Annotated in this window: 21 protein-coding genes; 5 read left to right on the top strand and 16 right to left on the bottom strand. The window is 49.1% G+C overall.

All coding sequences use genetic code 11. The features are described from left to right. Nucleotides 1–13 precede the first annotated feature (13 nt). On the bottom strand, nucleotides 14–1,063 hold the full coding sequence (locus tag CWI83_RS02450; RefSeq protein ID WP_126825216.1) for a Glu/Leu/Phe/Val dehydrogenase dimerization domain-containing protein: 1,050 nt from the start codon (nucleotides 1,061–1,063) through the stop codon (nucleotides 14–16). A 202-nt stretch (nucleotides 1,064–1,265) separates the two neighbouring features. Between CWI83_RS02450 and CWI83_RS02445 the strand changes: the two genes are divergently transcribed. Continuing rightward, nucleotides 1,266–1,700, top strand: a complete 435-nt coding sequence (locus CWI83_RS02445) for a DUF4826 family protein (RefSeq protein WP_126825213.1) — start codon at nucleotides 1,266–1,268, stop codon at nucleotides 1,698–1,700. A 9-nt stretch (nucleotides 1,701–1,709) separates the two neighbouring features. Here the strand turns inward: CWI83_RS02445 and CWI83_RS02440 are convergent, their stop codons facing one another. The 5 genes from CWI83_RS02440 to CWI83_RS02420 are packed head-to-tail and all read right to left on the bottom strand — an operon-like array spanning nucleotide 1,710 to nucleotide 6,675. Further along, the gene (locus CWI83_RS02440) at nucleotides 1,710–2,870 is read right to left on the bottom strand and encodes a cupin domain-containing protein (protein ID WP_126825211.1); all 1,161 of its coding nucleotides are present in this window, start codon (nucleotides 2,868–2,870) and stop codon (nucleotides 1,710–1,712) included. Next, nucleotides 2,867–4,246, bottom strand: coding sequence for an adenylosuccinate lyase (gene purB / locus CWI83_RS02435; protein ID WP_126826032.1), 1,380 nt, complete (start codon nucleotides 4,244–4,246; stop codon nucleotides 2,867–2,869). Before purB ends, CWI83_RS02440 begins: the two co-directional genes overlap by 4 nt. 18 nt (nucleotides 4,247–4,264) lie before the next feature. Beyond that, complete coding sequence (hflD, locus tag CWI83_RS02430; RefSeq protein ID WP_126825208.1) at nucleotides 4,265–4,891, bottom strand: high frequency lysogenization protein HflD; 627 nt, start codon at nucleotides 4,889–4,891, stop codon at nucleotides 4,265–4,267. Then, nucleotides 4,888–6,015 carry a tRNA 2-thiouridine(34) synthase MnmA gene (gene mnmA / locus CWI83_RS02425; protein ID WP_126825205.1) on the bottom strand — a complete coding sequence of 376 codons (1,128 nt, stop codon included), beginning with the start codon at nucleotides 6,013–6,015 and terminating at the stop codon, nucleotides 4,888–4,890. Before mnmA ends, hflD begins: the two co-directional genes overlap by 4 nt. Before the next feature lie 48 nt (nucleotides 6,016–6,063). Further along, nucleotides 6,064–6,675 (bottom strand): pseudouridine synthase, encoded by a 612-nt coding sequence (locus CWI83_RS02420; RefSeq protein WP_126825202.1) that lies wholly within the window; start codon nucleotides 6,673–6,675, stop codon nucleotides 6,064–6,066. A gap of 94 nt (nucleotides 6,676–6,769) precedes the next feature. Between CWI83_RS02420 and CWI83_RS02415 the strand changes: the two genes are divergently transcribed. Both CWI83_RS02415 and CWI83_RS02410 read left to right on the top strand, forming a co-directional pair. Beyond that, nucleotides 6,770–7,549 carry a hypothetical protein gene (locus CWI83_RS02415; RefSeq protein ID WP_126825199.1) on the top strand — a complete coding sequence of 260 codons (780 nt, stop codon included), beginning with the start codon at nucleotides 6,770–6,772 and terminating at the stop codon, nucleotides 7,547–7,549. Next, on the top strand, nucleotides 7,549–8,421 hold the full coding sequence (locus CWI83_RS02410; RefSeq protein WP_126825197.1) for a glucosaminidase domain-containing protein: 873 nt from the start codon (nucleotides 7,549–7,551) through the stop codon (nucleotides 8,419–8,421). The genes CWI83_RS02415 and CWI83_RS02410 overlap by 1 nt, the downstream gene beginning before the upstream one ends. On the opposite strand, the gene ttcA is transcribed toward CWI83_RS02410, so the two are convergent. From ttcA to ccoN, 10 genes are all read right to left on the bottom strand, one after another. Further along, the gene (gene ttcA / locus CWI83_RS02405) at nucleotides 8,393–9,310 is read right to left on the bottom strand and encodes a tRNA 2-thiocytidine(32) synthetase TtcA (RefSeq protein ID WP_126825194.1); all 918 of its coding nucleotides are present in this window, start codon (nucleotides 9,308–9,310) and stop codon (nucleotides 8,393–8,395) included. The two genes, CWI83_RS02410 and ttcA, sit on opposite strands and share 29 nt — an antisense overlap. Nucleotides 9,311–9,343: 33 nt before the next feature. Then, entirely contained in the window at nucleotides 9,344–10,273 is a 930-nt protein-coding gene (gene uspE / locus CWI83_RS02400; RefSeq protein ID WP_126825191.1) for a universal stress protein UspE, read from the bottom strand. A gap of 62 nt (nucleotides 10,274–10,335) precedes the next feature. Continuing rightward, nucleotides 10,336–11,013 (bottom strand): sulfite exporter TauE/SafE family protein, encoded by a 678-nt coding sequence (locus CWI83_RS02395; RefSeq protein WP_241969852.1) that lies wholly within the window; start codon nucleotides 11,011–11,013, stop codon nucleotides 10,336–10,338. Next, entirely contained in the window at nucleotides 11,013–11,201 is a 189-nt protein-coding gene (ccoS, locus tag CWI83_RS02390; protein WP_126825188.1) for a cbb3-type cytochrome oxidase assembly protein CcoS, read from the bottom strand. Before ccoS ends, CWI83_RS02395 begins: the two co-directional genes overlap by 1 nt. Next, on the bottom strand, nucleotides 11,202–13,655 hold the full coding sequence (locus tag CWI83_RS02385) for a heavy metal translocating P-type ATPase (protein ID WP_126825185.1): 2,454 nt from the start codon (nucleotides 13,653–13,655) through the stop codon (nucleotides 11,202–11,204). A gap of 3 nt (nucleotides 13,656–13,658) precedes the next feature. Beyond that, entirely contained in the window at nucleotides 13,659–14,159 is a 501-nt protein-coding gene (locus tag CWI83_RS02380) for a FixH family protein (RefSeq protein ID WP_126825182.1), read from the bottom strand. 47 nt (nucleotides 14,160–14,206) lie between these two features. Further along, nucleotides 14,207–15,157, bottom strand: a complete 951-nt coding sequence (gene ccoP, locus CWI83_RS02375) for a cytochrome-c oxidase, cbb3-type subunit III (RefSeq protein WP_126825179.1) — start codon at nucleotides 15,155–15,157, stop codon at nucleotides 14,207–14,209. Continuing rightward, nucleotides 15,150–15,338, bottom strand: coding sequence for a cbb3-type cytochrome oxidase subunit 3 (locus tag CWI83_RS02370; RefSeq protein WP_126825176.1), 189 nt, complete (start codon nucleotides 15,336–15,338; stop codon nucleotides 15,150–15,152). The genes ccoP and CWI83_RS02370 overlap by 8 nt, the downstream gene beginning before the upstream one ends. Before the next feature lies 1 nt (nucleotide 15,339). Further along, nucleotides 15,340–15,960 carry a cytochrome-c oxidase, cbb3-type subunit II gene (gene ccoO / locus CWI83_RS02365; RefSeq protein WP_126825173.1) on the bottom strand — a complete coding sequence of 207 codons (621 nt, stop codon included), beginning with the start codon at nucleotides 15,958–15,960 and terminating at the stop codon, nucleotides 15,340–15,342. Between the two features lie 12 nt (nucleotides 15,961–15,972). Further along, nucleotides 15,973–17,424: a cytochrome-c oxidase, cbb3-type subunit I gene (ccoN, locus tag CWI83_RS02360; protein ID WP_126825170.1), complete on the bottom strand. Its 1,452-nt coding sequence runs from the start codon at nucleotides 17,422–17,424 to the stop codon at nucleotides 15,973–15,975. Nucleotides 17,425–17,643: 219 nt separating this feature from the next. Here ccoN and CWI83_RS02355 point away from each other — a divergent pair, with 219 nt between their 5' ends. Both CWI83_RS02355 and CWI83_RS02350 read left to right on the top strand, forming a co-directional pair. Next, on the top strand, nucleotides 17,644–18,030 hold the full coding sequence (locus tag CWI83_RS02355) for a hypothetical protein (RefSeq protein WP_126825167.1): 387 nt from the start codon (nucleotides 17,644–17,646) through the stop codon (nucleotides 18,028–18,030). A gap of 151 nt (nucleotides 18,031–18,181) precedes the next feature. Then, nucleotides 18,182–19,237 carry an efflux RND transporter periplasmic adaptor subunit gene (locus CWI83_RS02350; RefSeq protein ID WP_126825164.1) on the top strand — a complete coding sequence of 352 codons (1,056 nt, stop codon included), beginning with the start codon at nucleotides 18,182–18,184 and terminating at the stop codon, nucleotides 19,235–19,237. The last annotated feature ends 2 nt before the right edge of the window (nucleotides 19,238–19,239 follow it).

The following is a 19,239-nucleotide window of genomic DNA, read 5'->3' as shown; positions in this document are numbered from 1 at the left end:
AGCAAAGCAGGCGTTAGGCCTGCTTTGCAGCTTTTGCTTTGGCAATAACTTCGCGCGCCAGCTCATCAGCAATAATCCCAGTTGGGCGTTGCTCGGCAGCTGAGCGAGTAAAGATAGTGTCGAGCGTATTATAGATATTGCGGACACGTTCTTCGGTTTCTTGCAGCGACATATGTGCAGCTTCAGAGCAGACGTGGATCACGCCGCCAGCATTGATCACATAATCCGGCGCATACAAGATACCCATATCCATGAGTTTTTGGTCATGTGCTGGGGTTGCTAACTGGTTGTTGGCACTACCCGCAACAATTTTAGCCTTTAACTGCGGTAGAGTGTCATCATTGATGGTGGCACCCAATGCACACGGCGCATAAATATCTACATCTAAGCCGTAAATTTCATCAAGTCCGACTACGGTCGCATTAAGTTCAGTGGCCGCACGTTGACAGGCTTCTTCATTGATATCGGTTACGAAAAGCTGTGCCCCATCTTTGGCACAATAGGCAGCAAAGTCATAACCGACTGCACCGAGTCCTTGCACCGCGATTTTTAAACCAACTAGGTTTTCTTGGCCAAATTTGTGTTTAACCGCTGCTTTAAGGCCTAAATAGGTGCCCAGTGCAGTATGCGGTGATGGGTCACCGGCTTTCTCTGCAGTTCCCGCAACGAATGAGGTTTCTTCGGCAACGATTGCGATATCACTGGTGCGAATATTCACATCTTCAGCAGTGATATAACGTCCACTTAATGAGTTAATAAAGCGCCCGTAAGCACGAAATAGCGCAGGGGTCTTGATGGTTTTCGCGTCGCCAATGATGACAGCTTTGCCGCCACCTAGGGGCAGGCCAGCGAGGGCACTTTTATAGGTCATCCCTTTCGATAACCGCAGCACATCAGTCAAAGCTTCTGCTGATGAGCTGTAGTTCCAGAGGCGAGTACCGCCGAGCGATGGACCAAGAGTGGTATCATGAATCGCAATGATTGCTTTGAGACCGGTCTCTTTGTCATGACAGAAAACGACCTGTTCGTGTTGATCAAATTCATTGTGCTCGAATAGAGACATAGTTGGAACGTCCTCGTTCTTGTCCAAAATTGCGCGCACATTATCACTTTGTTTTGTTGTAGGCTAGTCGAACCAGTGAAATATCGTTTACGTTAACGTAAACTTTTTCATGCACAGTGAAATTGCCTTGCAAACGACTAGGAATAAGGGGTTCTTCAAGGTACTATTAGTTCTTTAAGTCGTGACTAAAAAGTATAGAAAGATGGAAAACACAACCCCAGAACCGAAACAATATTCTGAAGCTGAAGCCAGTGAATGGGTTCGCTCGCAGTTTCAAGCAGCCAATAAATATCTTGCCGAGCAGGGCATTTTGCCTGAGCGGGTGTTAACCAAAGATAGCCGCTATTTAGTGCCTTACCTTGCGGTATGGAAATTTGAGACCAAAGACCGTAAGAATTTGTGGCTCATCAATGGTGACGTGCCAACTGATATCGTTGGTGAAAAAGCGGCGCCTTCAGCACGTGATGCGATGAAGCACTTTGCTTTGCAATGGCAACTCAAAGCAGAAGCGATTATGCGTGATGAGAAAATGGCACAAGACCCTGAGCAAATGCGTTACGCGCGCTATTTAATCGAGCGTGCCGAAGGCATTTACGCAGCCACAGAAGACAAACAGCTTTGGCAAAACGAGGGCTAAGCCCTCGTTTTACGCTTCAAGCTGCTCGAAGAATATCACCCCTAATTGCAATAATTCCTGCAACAATTCCCGATTATCATGGGCCTGCATAAGATCGACGTACTCGGTTGCAGGGGTATCCTCGTCCTGTTCTGCTAATGCGCGCGCAAACGCTTGTTGCTTATGATTCAGTTGAAATACTTCACCGGCAGCATAGAGTTGGTCGCAGCTCGCGTTGATGAGTATTTTGGCTCCTGATGCGCGACACAACAACATACTTGGCTCTTTGAGTGCATGCGTTAACTGATGATCCGTTAACGGTAGGCTAGGCGCAGGTAGCGGGCGTTTAGGAACCGACAGGGCGCGGCCAATCAGCTCAGGTAGCTGGGGACTGGCGATTGATTCGGTTAAAAACTGGCTGACCGCGTTCACCTGTTGTTCAGATAACTGCCAAGCAGGTCCGTAGTCAGCTGCTTGTGGATCACGATAGCGTGGTGAGTCGGTATCGTCCTGCTGCAGCATAATATCTGCTAATTGGCTTAATAGCTCCGCTTGGTTCGGCGCTCTAAATCCGACTGAATAAGACATCGAAGGACTCAAGCCGGTACCTTCATGAGGGCAGCCTGCAGGAATGTACAAGATATCTCCAGCTTCGAGTTTTGCGTCGATAAGTGCAGTGAACTCACCTTCAATAAGCTTTAAGTCTGTCGTTGGACAGTGGGTACGTGCCTTTATCGCGTCTTGACTAAGACGTTCACCAACCCGCCAATGGCGTTCGCCGCTGCCTTGAATAATAAACACATCATATTGATCAACATGAGGGCCAACCCCACCACCTTCGGTGGCAAAGCTCACCATCACATCATCGATCCGCCAATCTGGCAAAAACCGAAATGGCGGCACCAGTTGTTGCACCTCAGGAATCCACTCATTCACCGCTTGTACCAGCAAAGTCCAATCTTCTTCGCCATATTGCTCATACTCGGTAAAGGGGCCATGGCTCACTTGCCATTGCTGTTGACGATGCTCAACAATGCGCGCGTCAACCCCTTCTTCAAGTGCCAGCCCAGCCAGAATCTCTGCTGCAATTGGGTCTTCAAAGTCGGCAAAGCCTGCTTTGATCAAGCAGGGCTTTTGTTGCCAATATTCAGTTAAGAATTGGCGGATATCTAACTGCAGCTGATAACTCATAAACTGGCCAGGAAATCGTCAACAAATGCTTCGGCTCGCCCAATATAGGCGGCTGGAGTTAACTTTTTAAGCTCATCTTTGACCTCATCAGGGAGCTCAAGATTGTCGATAAACACAGCTAAATCCGCCTGGTTAATGCGTTTACCGCGGGTCAGCTCTTTCAGTTTTTCATACGGCTTATCGATGTGATAACGGCGCATAACCGTTTGGATAGGCTCTGCTAACAGCTCCCAGTTTTGGTCGAGTTCATTCAGCAGGACTGCTTCATTAACTTCGAGCTTGCTGATCCCTTTCAAAGTCGCCTGATACGCGATTAAGGCGTAAGCAAAACCAACTCCGAGGTTACGCAGTACCGTAGAATCGGTTAAGTCACGCTGCCAACGACTGACCGGTAATTTGGCCGCAAGATGCGCCATGATGGCATTGGCTAAGCCAAGATTACCTTCGGAGTTTTCGAAATCAATCGGGTTGACCTTGTGCGGCATAGTCGAAGAACCGACTTCGCCAGCAATGGTTTTTTGCTTGAAATGGTTCAATGCAATATAGCCCCAAACGTCGCGATCTAAATCGATGACAGTGGTATTGAAACGCGCGACTGCATCGAATAATTCAGCAATGTAGTCATGTGGCTCGATCTGAGTCGTGAACGCATTCCATTCTAGGCCAAGTGAGCTGACAAACTGTTCAGATACTTGATGCCAGTTGACCTGCGGGTACGCCGCAAGATGGGCATTATAGTTTCCGACTGCGCCATTGATTTTACCGAGCAGCGGAATCGCTTTGATTTGCTCGAGTTGGCGACGTAAACGGACCGCCACGTTAGCCATCTCTTTCCCCATAGTGGTGGGGGTCGCGGGTTGGCCGTGGGTGCGTGCCATCATGGCAACCTGCTTATGTTCTTTTGCTAATCCAGCAACCGCTGCGAACACTTGCTCCATGGCTGGCAACATAACATCAGCTAAGGCTTCTTTGAGCATTAAGCCATGTGACAGGTTATTAATATCTTCTGAGGTACAGGCGAAGTGAATAAACTCACTCACCGCCGCAAGTTCGGGGAGTGCCGCTACCTTTTCTTTCAAAAAGTATTCAACGGCTTTGACATCATGATTGGTGGTGCTTTCAATTTCTTTAACGCGCGCCGCATCTTGCTCAGAAAAATTCTGAATGATCTCTTCGAGAAACGCATTGGCTTCGGTTGATAATGCTGGAACTTCAGTGATTTCAGCAATTTTTGCGAGTTGTTGTAACCAGCGAACTTCAACTGTAACCCGCTTATGGATAAGTCCAAACTCACTAAATAAAGGACGCAGTGCAGCAGCTTTACTGCCGTAGCGGCCATCTACAGGTGATAGTGCGGTAAGAGAAGAAAGATTCATCATGACTTGGACTCCGGGTTATCCACGTAATTCGGCTAATTGAGCGCTTGCACTGCGCACCATTCGTTGCCGTGAAAATAAAAAATGACGTCGTTTGCCACCCAATTGGCGCCATAACACCAGTGCGCGAATTCCAGCTAGGAGGGCGGTTCGAATTTGGTTTTGTACCTGAGTTTGTTGTAAATATTCAGGTTTACCACTGATTTGTAAGGGCCGCAGTAGGGGTGAAATTAAATCGCTATAAACACCTGCTAAATTGGCATTCACAGTTGCTTGATCAAAATTAAAATGCTGTCGTTGCTGTTGGACTTGTTGCAGCCGTTGGCTCAATTTGTCGCCAACCTTTGGGGTGCGCGAAAGTTTGCGCTCAAGCGCCATCATACCGACGACATAGCGGGTGACTTCGATATCCTTCTGGCGACTATTACCGAGCTGGATCAGCAGTTGTTGTAGCCCCCAAACCACTTTATCTGGAGCCCCATAAACCGCATTAAAGTCAGCACTTTGTTGATTTAGAACACTGCTGACTAAGACCTCTGCGACTGCACTATCGGCTAATTTACCGGTACGAGCGAGCTGTTTGACAGCTGCCGCAGCTTGGGCAGCAGCGGCGAGAGCGAGCACGCGTTGCTGCCATATATTCATAGTTTGACCTCATCATCCGCCAGATGAGACGCGAGGCGTTGCTCGATGATGCCTCCACCGAGACACACTTCGGCTTGATAGAAGACCGCAGATTGCCCGGGGGTTACCGCCGCTACAGGCTGAGTAAAGGTGACGATAACAGAGCCATCTGACTGTGGTGTCACTAAGCAGGGGATATCTGCTTGGCGGTAGCGTGTTTTGACCGTGGCTTGGAACGGCTGCGTTGGGGCTTGACGATTGACCCAGTGCATTTGCGCTGCGCGCAGGCCGGTGGAGAATAGTCGCGGATGCTGCTTGCCTTGGGCAACGATCAGGGTGTTACGCTCGATATCTTTATCAACCACATACCAAGGTTCATCTCCCGCATCAGCGAGGCCGCCAATGTGAAGCCCTTTGCGCTGCCCTAAGGTATGATACATCAGCCCTTCGTGTTCACCGACGATCTTACCATCGACGGTTTCGATAGGGCCGGGTTGGGCAGGAAGATATTGCTGTAAAAAGTCTTTGAACTTGCGCTCACCAATAAAGCAAATACCGGTTGAATCTTTTTTACTTGCCGTCACTAAGCCTTGCTGCTCGGCAATTTCACGCACTTTCGGCTTTTCCAACTCACCAACTGGGAAGAGGGTCTGCGCCACGTGTTCATGGGACAAGGTATACAAGAAATAGCTTTGGTCTTTATTATCGTCGAGACCACGCAGTAGCTGCCATTTACCGTCGACTTCGCGGCGGCGGACATAATGTCCGGTGGCAATATAATCGGCCCCAAGTGCCGTTGCGGCAAACTCTAAAAACGCTTTGAATTTGATTTCTTTGTTACACATGATATCGGGATTTGGAGTCCGCCCAGCACGATACTCGGCCAGAAAGTACTCAAACACATTATCCCAGTATTCGGTGGCAAAATTGACCGTATGCAAGGGGATACCGAGCTTATCGCAAACTGCTTGAGCGTCTGCCAAGTCTTCTGCCGCGGCACAGTATTCATCGGTGTCATCCTCTTCCCAGTTCTTCATAAACAGGCCTTCAACTTGATAGCCTTGCTCGATGAGAAGATACGCAGAAACAGAAGAATCAACACCGCCGGACATACCGACGATTACTTTTTTGGCTGAATTCGACATAGGCCCCGATAATATTGTGCAGAATGGAAATAACAACTGGCGGTTATTTTACCATACTGGCGGGACCTCGCGCCACTCGCCTGGCTGCAAAGTCTGCAATTGCCAAGGGCCGATCGCGGCCCGAATCAGGCGCAAGGTGGGTAGACCCACAGCAGCCGTCATACGGCGTACTTGGCGATTACGACCTTCACTGATGCGCACACAAATCCAACTGTCAGGGATGCTTTTACGCTCTCGAATCGGTGGATTACGCGGCCAGAGGTTGGTGGGCTCAGGCATCCGAAAGGCTTCCGCGGGGCGGGTCATACCATCGTTTAGCTCAACGCCTTGCATCAACTGTTGCAATTGCTGCTCGGTCGGCTCGCCTTCAACTTGAACCCAATAGGTTTTAACTAACTTATGTTTTGGATGTGCGATTTTATCTTGCAAGCTGCCGTCATTGGTGAGCAGTAGCAATCCCTCACTGTCCTTGTCCAGACGGCCTGCAGGATAAACGTCTTTAAAAGGGACATAGGCTTTTAAGGTTTGCTCAATGGGGTCACCGGAGAATTGACTCATCACCCCATACGGTTTGTTCAGTAGCACGAGTTTCGGGTTAGCGGGGCGTGGTTTGGTGTGTTTAGCCCGGGTACGACGAAACGGGGGAGTGGTTTTTGGCATACTTACTTTCTCGGTCGGTTGCTAGATTTGGCACTTCAATTGGCTTTAATGATAAACTAATCGACATCATAAACGAAACGGAAGTAAATGGTTCATGAGTGACGATAAAATACCAGTGGAACGCGGGAATTATGCAGCTGCAGCAGCGGGTGCAATTGATTTCAAATTAGGGAATGCATTGCAGCGAAGCTGGGAAATTACCTTACGCTCATTGCCGGTGATGTTACCTATTGCAGTAGTAACCATCATTTTATCTTCGCTTCTATCTGGTGTTCTAGAGCAGTATTTTCCGCCTGGAGGGCCGGAGCCCGAAACTGTTAATGTGACCAACGGCGTGATTAATATGATTGTGCCACAATTCCTGATCGCCCCGGTGTACGCCATTTTGACGTTGATGGGTATTATCAATGCCAATGACCAACAGCTCTCATTTAAATACGTTGGTGATGCCTTGCGACTCGCGCCGCGTGTGGTCCTTGCATCGTTTGCACAATATCTGATCTTGCTGGCAGCAGTGTTTATTCCGGTGTTGGTATTATCTTGGCTAAGCCCCGCATTAGCGATCGTTTTGGCTGTTATGCTGATGGTGTCATCGATGATCTTACTCACTTTAATGATGCCTTTGATCGTCCATCGCCAGTTTAGCGTTGGGCGCGCCATCATGGGGTCGTTCTTGGTGATCAAGAATTACTTTTGGCGCGTACTTATATTACTTGCGTTGATGTATATCATCCTATTTATCAGCGCATTACCCTTACTCATCGGGCTTATCTTTACGGTACCGATGCTGCACAATCTGACCGGTGTCATTTACATTACATTGTTTGGAGATGGCTCGGAGCAACTCAATTCGCCGCCGATAACGGAGGATTAATGCTACGCACGTTACTCTTTTTATTTGCCGCAGCCCTGATTGGCCTCGCTATTTACAGCCCACGCTGGCTGCTACAAACGTCAGCAGTTGGGACCGCAGCACCGGTGCCAGCTGCGGTGACTAAGGTCGCTATGGTTCCTGTTTCAGCGCCACTGGAAACGGATGTCCCCGATTTCTCTGCGTATCAATCAGTGCGTGACCGTAAGCAAGCGTTTTTTGGCTTTTTAGCGCCCTTAGTTGCTGCTGAAAACGACCGAATTGAATGGCAACGCCTGCAATTACTCGCATTAGAAGCGATAATAAATGAACAGGGGTTGACTGCGCTTAATCAAGAGCAACTGCAGTTTTTAGAGCGCTTAGCCGATCGTTATCGGGTCGATTTTGAGCCAGAAGGAGAGCTAAGCGCCAGCTTGAGTGCACTCAAGCGTCGCGTTGATGTCGTACCGGAAACGCTTGTACTGGTGCAAGCGGCAAACGAATCGGGTTGGGGGACATCGCGCTTTGCCCGAGATGCGTTAAACTTTTTTGGTCAGTGGTGTTTTTCGGAAGGCTGTGGATTAGTCCCTAATGCACGCTCAGATGACGCCAATCATGAAGTGCGTCGCTTTGAATCGGTAAATGCATCGGTGCGCAGCTATTTACTCAATATTAATACTCATCCGGCTTATGCGCAGCTGCGCGCGATTCGTGAGAAAAGACGGTTAAACGGTGAGGAGATTCGGGCACTCGATTTGACCCCTGGGTTGCTCAGCTATTCTGAACGCGGTGAAGAGTACATTGCCGAATTAAACGCCATGATCCGGGTTAACCGACCCATTATTCTAACGGTGATGGATGAGCAGGTTAGCGAACCTGCTGCACCACCGGAATAGCGAGTTCAGCCTGCTGTTGCTGGTCATCGGCATCGACAAAAGCGGCGCTTCCGACTAATTCGGGTGGGTCAAAAGCGGTATCGCCATCCGCGCCAGCCACACCCGTGGCTTGAATGCTTTGGAACGGATACAGTTGCGGATCAGCAAGGTGCGACGGTACCACATTTTGCAGTGCGCTAAACATGCTTTCTATCCGACCTGGAAACTGTTTATCCCAACCTTGCAGCATTTGCTTCACGACTTTGCGCTGCAGGTTTTCTTGAGAGCCGCACAAGTTGCACGGAATAATCGGAAAAGCCATCGCCTCAGCGTATTTTGCGATGTCTTTTTCACGGGCATAAGCGAGCGGGCGGATCACCACATGTTCACCATTATCGGTGACCAACTTTGGTGGCATGGCTTTTAATTTGCCGCCATAGAACATATTCAACAGCATGGTTTCGATGAGGTCATCGCGATGGTGACCGAGTGCAATTTTTGTTGCGCCAAGCTCGGTTGCGACCCGATAAAGAATTCCACGACGCAGGCGCGAGCAAAGTGAGCAGGTGGTTTTACCTTCAGGTACTTTTTCTTTCACGATAGAGTAGGTGTCTTCTTCAATAATCTTGAAGTCAACGCCTTCGGCTGTTAAATAGTCGGGCAACACATGCTCGGGAAAGCCGGGCTGCTTTTGGTCTAGATTAACTGCAATTAACTCAAATGAAATAGGTGCGATGCGCTGCAGATAGCGCAGCACATCGAGCAGGGTATACGAATCTTTGCCACCGGAGAGACACACCATAACGCGGTCGCCATCTTCGATCATATTAAAGTCTTCAATGGCGCGCCCTACATCCCGGCGAATACGCTTTTGAAGTTTATTAAATCCGTACTGCTGTTGCCCTGCCATAATGCCCTTCAAGCTCAGTTAAAACGGCGTGGATTATACCTTAACCGGTGATTTAAATCCCACTGGTTTAACTGCTAATAGGTCACAATTTAACCGCTCGATGACGTGTTCAGCAGTGTTACCGAGCAATGCGGCGCTCAAGCCCGTGCGGCCAATGGTGCCGAGCACCACCAGTTCGGCATCGAGCTCTTCGGCAAGCTCAGGAATGACTTGTTCTGGTAATCCCTCGCGGACATGCTGCTGGGCTGCATCAATTTGATGCTTGGCCCCATGCTCTGCAAGTGCTTGGCGATGATTTTCGGCGATGGTATCGCGATAATCGCCAATATCAAATTCAGGGATCTCTGCTGCAATTGCAACGGGAGCGCCAGGATATGCATTCACCAAATGCACGTCACTGTGGAGGCACTGAGCGAAGCGTAATGCTTGTTCAGTGATCCGAGTATTGAGATCGTGATGGTGCTCATGCTCAGCGGTGGTATGGATGGCTGCCAGCACTTTGCCATGTTCAGGCCAATCATGTTCTTTCACCAACAACACCAGACACGGCGCTTTGCGGAGCAGATGCCAGTCGGTTGGAGTGAACAGCAGGGTACTTAGGCCTTCATGATGGTGAGTGGCTTTGACAATAATGTCATGCTTGCCAGCAATCGCGGTTTCGATAATGGCTTCAAAAGGACGATTATGCCAAACAACTTTGACTTCGATTTCAAGCCCTCGTGTATTGTATGCATCGAGCAAATCATGCACCCATACTTTGCGGTCATTGATTAAATTGTCCCGCATCGAGTTACGCTCGTCGGCGGCCAACATAGTGGTCATTTCGTAAGAAAAATCGTAAATGGAGAGCAGCAGCGTCAACTTGGCTGAGGCGATACGAGCCAGATGCAAGGCGCGGTTTAGAGCTTTTTGCTGTTGCTTGTCGGCATCAAGGACAACCAGAATATTGTTGACACACGTCATGGTGAAACTCCCTGTTAACTAGATACTTATCAGCTTAGCTAACAAACTTTCAAAATGACAATTTAAAACAGTTGGGAATATTGACGCAGCGCAATAAACAGCATCCAGCAGCCATAGCCAATCATCACGAGGCCAAATAGTTTACGCATACCTTGCGAACGTAAAATACTCTGTAACCCTGTGCTAAACCAACCAAATGCGAACATCGCAGGCAAGGTGCCAAGCCCGAATACCAGCATGATCAGGCTGCCATTCAGAAGCGAACCGCTCACTGCCGCCCAGCTCAAGGCGCTATAAACCAAGCCACATGGGAGCCAGCCCCAGAGCAGACCGGCGCTATAGATGGGAAGAAAACGTGTCGCGCCACGTTGGCGTTTGGCAAGTGGTTGCAGTCGTTGCCAAAGTGGCATTCCTAGCCGTTCGATATACCGCAGACCCTGCCACCAATTACCGAGATATAAACCAAATACGATCAAAAGTAGGGCCGCAAAAATGCGCAAATAGAGCAGGGCATTTGGGGTGACATATTGCAATGATGCGAAAGCACCACCGAGGAGCGCTCCAGCGAGACAGTAACTGGTGATGCGGCCGAGGTTATAGATTAACAATTGGGCCGCGCTTGGGCGCTGGCTGGCAAAAGCTCCAGCGATACCACCACACATCATTAAACAATGACCAGAACCCGCTAAGCCCATGATCAGGGCGGTTGATAGGGCGATCAGTAATTGCGGGTCATTCATCACTTAGAATCTTGTTTAGACTTTGGCTGCGGCGCTGATGGCTTGGGATCGTCGTCATCAAGTAAGACATCCATTCCTTTACGCTCGAGATCTTCAAATTGCTCGGTTCGCACCGCCCAGAAAAATATCACCACGGCAAGAATGACAAACACGATTGCGATAGGAATGAGAATATAGAGACTTTCCATTTAACGATATAACCTCAATGAATTCAGTAACACCAGTAATGAACTTGCAGACATACCAAGTGCTGCCCAATATGGCGTAATAAAGCCGGCCACCGCAACAGGAATAATAATAATATTGTAGACCAATGCCCAGATGATGTTTTGTCGCATAATAGTGCGGGCGCGCGCAGCAATTTGCCAAAACTGCAGGAGACTACTGCCTTTACCTTGGAGTAGGACCACATCGGCAGCTGTCCGCGCTAAATCAGCGGCTTCACTGAAGGTTACCGCAATATCGGCTTGCGCTAATACTGGCCCGTCGTTGACCCCATCACCGATCATCAGCACTGCGCCTTGTTGCTGCAATTTAGTGACATAGTTAAGTTTATCCGCTGGGCTACATTGTGCCACAACTTGGTCTAACTGGAGTTGATCTGCGAGCTGTTGCGCAGGGGCCCATTGATCGCCAGTAAGCATCACTAACTTAATATTTTGCTGCTTCAGCGCTTGCACGGTAGTGGCCATTTCGGCGCGTACGGAATCGCCTAAGGCAAGCGCGAGATACACTTCTTGCTGGCTTGCAAGAAATACCTGAAACTCGTTACTCGCAGGGACAAAATTGGGGTGCCACTCACAAATATAACTGAGGCTACCGAGTCGAATTGCTTGCCACGTCCCGTCGACTTCGATTTCAGCAGTCATGCCAGAGCCGATGTGCTCTTCAACATTTCGCACTGGAATTGGGCTAGCACTTGATTTTGCATAAGGCGCCAAGGCTTGTGCAAGCGGGTGAGTTGCAGTTAATTCCATTTTGCCCACTAGCTGCAGCAATGACTCGGCTGCAAAAGGTGCATTTGGATCGACCCATGTTTGCTGCAGCGAGAAGGTGCCATTAGTGAGTGTTCCAGTCTTATCGAACACCACTGTCTTGATACTTTGAATTCGGTTAAGCGTATCGGCATTACGCAACAAGATACCGTGTTTATTCAGTTTATGAATCGCGCCAGTGACGGCGGTCGGTGCGGCTAAGGCGAGCGCGCAGGGGCAGGTTGCGACTAATACTGACAAGGTGATCCAGAAGGCTTGCTCTGGATCGTAAAAACTCCAGCCAATGAAGGTAAGCGTTGCCAGTATTAACAAGCGACTGACAAATTTATTGGCTAGGTTCTCAGCCGTTTGGGCTAATTTAGGCTTGCTCGCGAGGGCACTATCTTGCAATCGAATAATACTCGCCAAGACAGTGTGTTGGCTACTTGCTGTCACCCGCGCGCGCAAACTTTTATGTTGGTTAATACTGCCTGCATACACAGGTTGGCCTGAGGTTTTGCGCAGCGGTTTACTCTCGCCTGTTAAAATATGTTCATCAAGGGTGGCAACTTGACTGAGCAACTCGCCATCTGCTGGCACTTTCGCACCTGCCTTAACCTGAATAATGTCTCCAACTTGCAACTTATGTGCGGCAACACTCTCAAGCTCGCCATTTGGCAGTTCACGTTCAGCAAGGGCCGGCAGCAGCTTGATCAAATTTGCTGCGGCAGCAACGGCGCGCTGCTTGGCCAATAGCTCTAAATATCGACCCAACAACAAGAAGAAGGTGAACATACTGACTGACTCGAAATACACCTCACCTTGCTGAATAATCGTGGCATAGGCGCTTGCCCCGTAAGCACCGAGCAGAGCGATACTCACCGGAACATCCATATTGGGACGCTGAGCTTGGATACTCCGCAGTGCACTCAGATAAAAAGGCTGCGCTGAATAGAGCAGGACCGGGGTTGCGAAAATAAGGCTGACCCACCAGAAAAAACCGCGGATCTCTGGATCAATATCGTTATACACCCCAAAATAAAGGCCAAACGCTAACATCATCACTTGCATGGTTGCCAAGCCGGCCACACCAATGCGCTTGGTGAAGTAACGCCGCTTTTGCTTAAAATCAAGTTCTTGCTGGGCCGCTTGAAAAGGCAGTGCCCGATACCCGAGCCCCGCAACCGTTTGCAAAATCTGACTTAACTTCACCTGGTCTGGTTGCCAGCGAACCGTTAAACGTTGCGTGCTGGCATTGACTGTAGCTTTCACAATCCCATTCAGCCGAGCTAATTCACGCTCGATTAACCAAGCACAGGCTGAGCAGGTGATTCCTTCAACACTTAAGGTGGTTTCGCGCGCCGTATTCGAACTATTCGGTTCGACTTGATAACTCATCTCATCCTGCAAGTCAGGATCATCATAGGCTTCGAGCTCAGTGAGTTCTTCTGGCAGTAACGGGATTTGCAGTGGATTACTGGTATCGCGATATTGATAGAAATGCAGTAGGTTATGTTCGGCAATGGTATGTGCTACGGCTTGGCACCCGTAGCAGCAAACGGGGAATTCTTGTTCGGCAATCTTTACCTTGAGCGCACCATCGTCAGGGAGGGGTTGTAAACAATGAAAGCAATGCCCCTCGGGTGGCTCAGGAAGCTGCGCTGTCATTGCTTAGACGCCATAAGTGAGCGGTTCGAGTTTCAGCGTTCGCGCAGTCGGCAAGCGAATCATTTGCGACAACCGCCAAGACTGATCAAACGGCGTAATCGTTAAGGTCCACTTCCCCTCAAGTTGACTCGGGAGTTGACCTCGGAATACCCCGTTTGCATCGGCCGTAACGACAATTTCAGTATCTCGATCAGCGAGTGTGCTGTGGTAAAAGTTAAGCCTTAACGCAGTAAGTTGGTCCGGTTGGCCGCTCGCGTAGCGCAAGCTGAATTGCTCTTGGTCATGGTTGAATTCGAAGCTAATGCCCAATTGTTGTGCTTGCACAACTTTTTCAACTTCAGCGTTGATCCCGCGACCCTTCTTATAATAGTCATCAACGACCATTGGGTTGTCGCCGTATCGGCTAGCGATAGTTAAGGTAATCGCCATCGCGATAACAACTGAAAAGGGGATTGAAATTAATACCCAAGGCCAGACTTGGCGATACCACGGCTTGTCTTGCATGGTCAAAATACTCCTAGAAAAAACCCCGCCGGAGCGGGGTTTCTCAGTTACTCTTGAGAGAGCCCGTAAACATAGGCAGTGATGACATGGATTTTATCCTCACCAAGGATATCTTTCCATGCTGGCATCACACCATAGCGACCATTGTGAAGAGTTTCTTCGATCGCTGCTTGCGAACCACCGTACAACCAAATGTTGTCAGTAAGGTTTGGTGCGCCAAGCATTTGGTTACCTTTACCGTCCATGCCGTGACAGGCCGCGCAGACCGCAAAGTTTTGTTTTCCTGCAGCAGCAAGCTGAGGATCAACCTTACGTCCACTTAGACTAATCACATAGGTGGCGAGTTCAGTGATCTGTTGATCATTAAACTGTTGACTCCAACCAGGCATTTGTCCGCGACGACCGTGAATGAGGGCATACTTAATATCCTCCGGCTCGCCGCCGTACAGCCAATCATCGTCAGTCAGGTTAGGGAAACCTTTTCCACCCATCGCGTTCGAACCGTGACACTGGGCACAGTTTTGTAGGAACAGGCGTTGACCAATTTTGACGGCGTCTTCGTCGTTCACTAACTCTTTGATTGGACGTTGTGCATACGCTTCAAAAATCGGTCCAAATTGTTCATCTGCTTGCGAGATTTCGCGGTCATACTGAACAATCTTACCGGCTTCTTTTGCGTACACGACAGCTTGTTTCGATTCTTCAAGTGAGAGCACTTGTTGATTCGAACTTGTCCAGCCGAGCAAACCCGCAAAGTTACCTAAGCCAGGATACAGCGCGAGGTAAATAAAGCCCCAAACAATGGTGATCCAGAAAAGGATGGTCCACCATTTCGGTAATGGATTATTGATTTCGACAATACCGTCGAACTCATGATCCATTAACTCACCTTCTTTGATATGGGTGTAGTTCTTCATATTCCAGCGTAAGATGGCAATAATCACCACCAAAAACACTAGGGTAAGAACGATAATCCATGCACTCCAGAAGCTACTCATTATTCTTAGACTCCTGTTTAGACTGACGCTCGGTATTGTTTACATCTTCTTCGTCGAAGATTGATTTGGCAGCTTCATCAAAGCTTTTCTTAGATGATTTGCTGTACGCCCAAAACACAATACCGATGAACAGTACAAAAACTAAAACGGTATAAAATGCACGCCAAGTAATGTAATCCATCTTACTCAGCCTGCGTTAAACCTGTTCCTAACACTTGCAAATAGGCAATCAGCGCATCCATTTCAGTTTTACCCGAAACAGCCGCTTTTGCGCCAGCAATTTGCTCGTCAGTGTAAGGGACGCCAAACATCCGGAAGGTCTCCATTTTCTTCGCTGTCAGCTCACCATCTAAGGTGTTTTCAGCAAGCCATGGGAAACCTGGCATGTTCGATTCAGGAACAACATCACGTGGATTCATTAAATGCACATAATGCCATTCATCTGAGTAGCGACCACCAACTCGTGCTAGGTCTGGACCGGTACGTTTTGAACCCCATAGGAATGGGCGCTCCCAGACATGTTCACCGGCAAGGCTGTAGTGGCCGTAGCGTTCTGTTTCTGCCCGGAACGGACGAATCATTTGGCTATGACAGCTGTTACAGCTCTCGCGGATATAAATGTCACGTCCTTCCAGCTCGAGGGCAGTGTAGGGCTTTAACCCAACTACTGGCTCGTTGGTTTGCTTTTGGAATAACAGTGGGGTGATTTCCACTAAGCCACCAATTGAGATGGCGATAATGGTGAACACCGCAAGCCAACCGACGCGTTTCTCGACGAATTCATGGGTAACTTTTTTGCTCATCGTCGTCCCTCCTTAAGCAGCAGTTGAAGTGGCTGGAGCTGGAACATCAAGCACTTCACGAGTTGGAGTGCCTTGGCGAATTGTTTTGTAGCAGTTCACGGCCATCAAAATCATACCGGCGACAATGAACAAGCCCGCAACAAAGCGAATGAACCAGAATGGATAAGAGGCTTCAACACTCTCAACAAAGCTGTAGGTTAGGGTACCATCAGCAGAGTTGACTGCGCGCCACATCAAGCCTTGCATAACTCCTGAAATCCACAGCGCAACGATGTAGAGGACTACCCCGATAGTGTGCAACCAGAAGTGAATGTTGACCCAACGCGTGTTGTAGATTGCGGTTTGGTTCCACAACCGTGGGATCAAATAGTAGAGCGAGCCGATAGTGATCATCGCAACCCAACCTAACGCACCTGAGTGAACGTGACCAATAGTCCAATCAGTGTAGTGCGAAAGTGCGTTAACCGATTTGATAGACATCATCGGGCCTTCGAAAGTCGACATGCCGTAGAACGACAGCGATACAATCAAGAAGCGCAGAATTGGATCGGTTTTAAGCTTATGCCATGCACCTGAGAGGGTCATAATACCGTTGATCATACCACCCCATGATGGCACGAACAGAATGACCGACATTACCATCCCGAGCGACTGAGTCCAGTCCGGTAGGGCGGTGTAATGAAGATGGTGTGGACCAGCCCAAATATAGAGCGAGATAAGCGCCCAAAAGTGAACGACCGATAACCGATATGAGTACACTGGGCGTTCTGCTTGCTTCGGTACGAAGTAGTACATCATCCCCAAGAAACCAGCGGTCAACAGGAAGCCAACAGCATTGTGACCATACCACCATTGCACCATCGCATCGACAGCACCCGCGTAGAGGCTGTAGGACTTAGTGAAAGAGACGGGGACTGACATACTGTTAACAATATGCAGTACCGCAACGGTCACGATAAAGGCGCCCAGGAACCAGTTCGCTACATAAATATGTGCGGTACGGCGTTTCGCCAAGGTACCAAAGAACACAATAATGTAAGCAACCCACGATAAGGCAATCAAAATGTCGATTGGCCACTCGAGCTCGGCATATTCTTTACTGCTGGTTAAACCCAGCGGCAGAGTAATGACCGCCAGCACGATAATGGTCTGCCAAGACCAAAATACAAAGGCAGCTAGCTTATCCGAGAACAAAGGTGTCTTACATGTCTTTTGCACGATGTAGAACGAGGTTCCCATCAGCGCCGAGGTTCCGAACGCAAAAATCACCGCATTGGTGTGGAGCGGACGCAAGCGCGAATAGGTAAGGTACGGGATATCAAAGTTTAATTCCGGCCAGACAAGTTGGGCAGCAATAAAGGTGCCCACTGCCATACCGATTATACCCCAAATAACGGTCATAACAGCGAACTGTCGAACGACCTTGAGATTATATTCTATTTGTTGTGGACTGGTTTGGCTCATCTTTAGTTTCCGTTGCTGATGCTCTTGGAAAATCAGAGTATTTTAAAGTATCAATCGGTGTTGAAATGCGGCTACACTGTGACCATAAAACAACACAGAACTAGTGTAGACCGAAGTGCCGGTTAAATACAGTTTTCAAGCGCTTTTTATTGAGTAATTTCGCACATTTGCGGATTTTTTAGGCAGTTTCATGTACACCAAATTGGACACCGTACCAAAATGCTAATTTGTCGCACTTATGCCGCAGTGGCTGGGGTTTTCCTGCTGCTTTTAACAACTGGCTGTGACGCGCCATCCACAGTAACAGAATTTCAGCAATTGGACTTGCAACTTGTTACGGATCGCCCCCAAGTTGAAGAGCCGCTTGAGTTCACTTTGAAGCTTCCGCTACAGCAACAACCTCAGCTCAGCTTTATCGAGGGCATCAACATGAATATGGGGCGGCTACCGGTCCGTTGGGAGCATCGCGGAGACGGCATTTGGCATGGTCAAAGTATGGTGGGTGCCTGTACTGAACCAATGATGCAATGGCGCTTAGTGGTCATTGTGCAAACGCCCAAAGGACAAATTCGAGATGAACTGTTATTTCAAACACGTACGAATTAAACACTCACGTTTTTTCAGGATGTTGCTTGGCTATTAAAACATGCGACTCACCGATATCAGAGCGACGCTGCTGATCGTCTTTGCTCAAATACACATATAAGCAACATCATGCACTCAGAGTGCTCGAATTAATTACAGGACCAACGACGCAATGAAATCATTTGCTTGTGCTAGCAAACTGCAAGGATATTTCGCGCTTATCGCATTAACCGTCTCACTGACTCTGGTGAGTGCCAAGGTCGAGGCGCAATCGCGCTGGGGCGGTGAGCAGGCCGCCTTAGTTATCACCCAGCCGCTCGGCTTTGAACGCAAATTAACGCGCGTTGATGTCGTCGGATTCGCTGAAGCGGTGCGCTCCGTTGATTTATATGCTGCAGTGGCTGAGCGAGTCGATGCCGTCTTATTCAAACCAGGCCAAGTGGTTGCCGAGGGTGAGGTACTGGTACAGCTAGATGACCGCCGTCAGCAGGCAAGTAAGCAGCGTATCGAGCTTGAACTCGCTGACGCTGAGCGCACTGTAAAGCGCCTCGAGCAAAGTCGGGCCCAAGGTGCGGTTGCACAAAGCGAGCTAGATGCAGCAGTCACTGCGCGTGATTTGCTTAAAGTGGCGCTCACCGAAGTCAAGATTGAAATTGAAGATCGCAAAGTCCGCGCACCCTTTGCAGGGGTGGTGGGGTTCACTGAACTTGAGCCGGGTGATCGAATCAATACCAGCACTCTGATTACCACACTTGACCAGCGCGACGAGCTGTTTGTCCGCTTTAATGCGCCAGAAACAGCACTTCCTCTATTACAAAATGATGCTGAGTTAGCAGTGAGTCCATGGAATCAACAAGCGCAGAGTTATCCTGCCGTTGTCGAACAAGTCGACTCGCGAATTAATCAGCAAAACCGCACCATTGCGGTGCGAGCTCGGGTTGCAAATAGCGACGATAGCCTACGTCCTGGAATGAGTTTTCGCGTCAGTTTAGTGCTGCGCGGCGATGCGTTTGCGGTGATCCCTGAAGCGGCACTCATGTGGGGGGCAGAGGGCGCTTATGTTTGGATCAACGAACAAGGGAAAGCAAAGCGAGTCAATGTCAGTATCGAGCAACGCTTACCCGGGCGCATTTTGGTCAATGGTGAATTACAGCTCGGTGATGCGCTGGTGATCGAAGGGGTGCAGCAGCTTCGGCCTGGTCAGAGCTTATCGGTGCAGGGAGAGTAACG

Source organism: Pseudidiomarina taiwanensis, assembly GCF_003987435.1.
In the GTDB taxonomy this organism is placed as follows: domain Bacteria; phylum Pseudomonadota; class Gammaproteobacteria; order Enterobacterales; family Alteromonadaceae; genus Pseudidiomarina; species Pseudidiomarina taiwanensis.
Note: the sequence above shows the minus strand (reverse complement) of the source record. Positions and strands in the feature narration are given on the sequence as shown.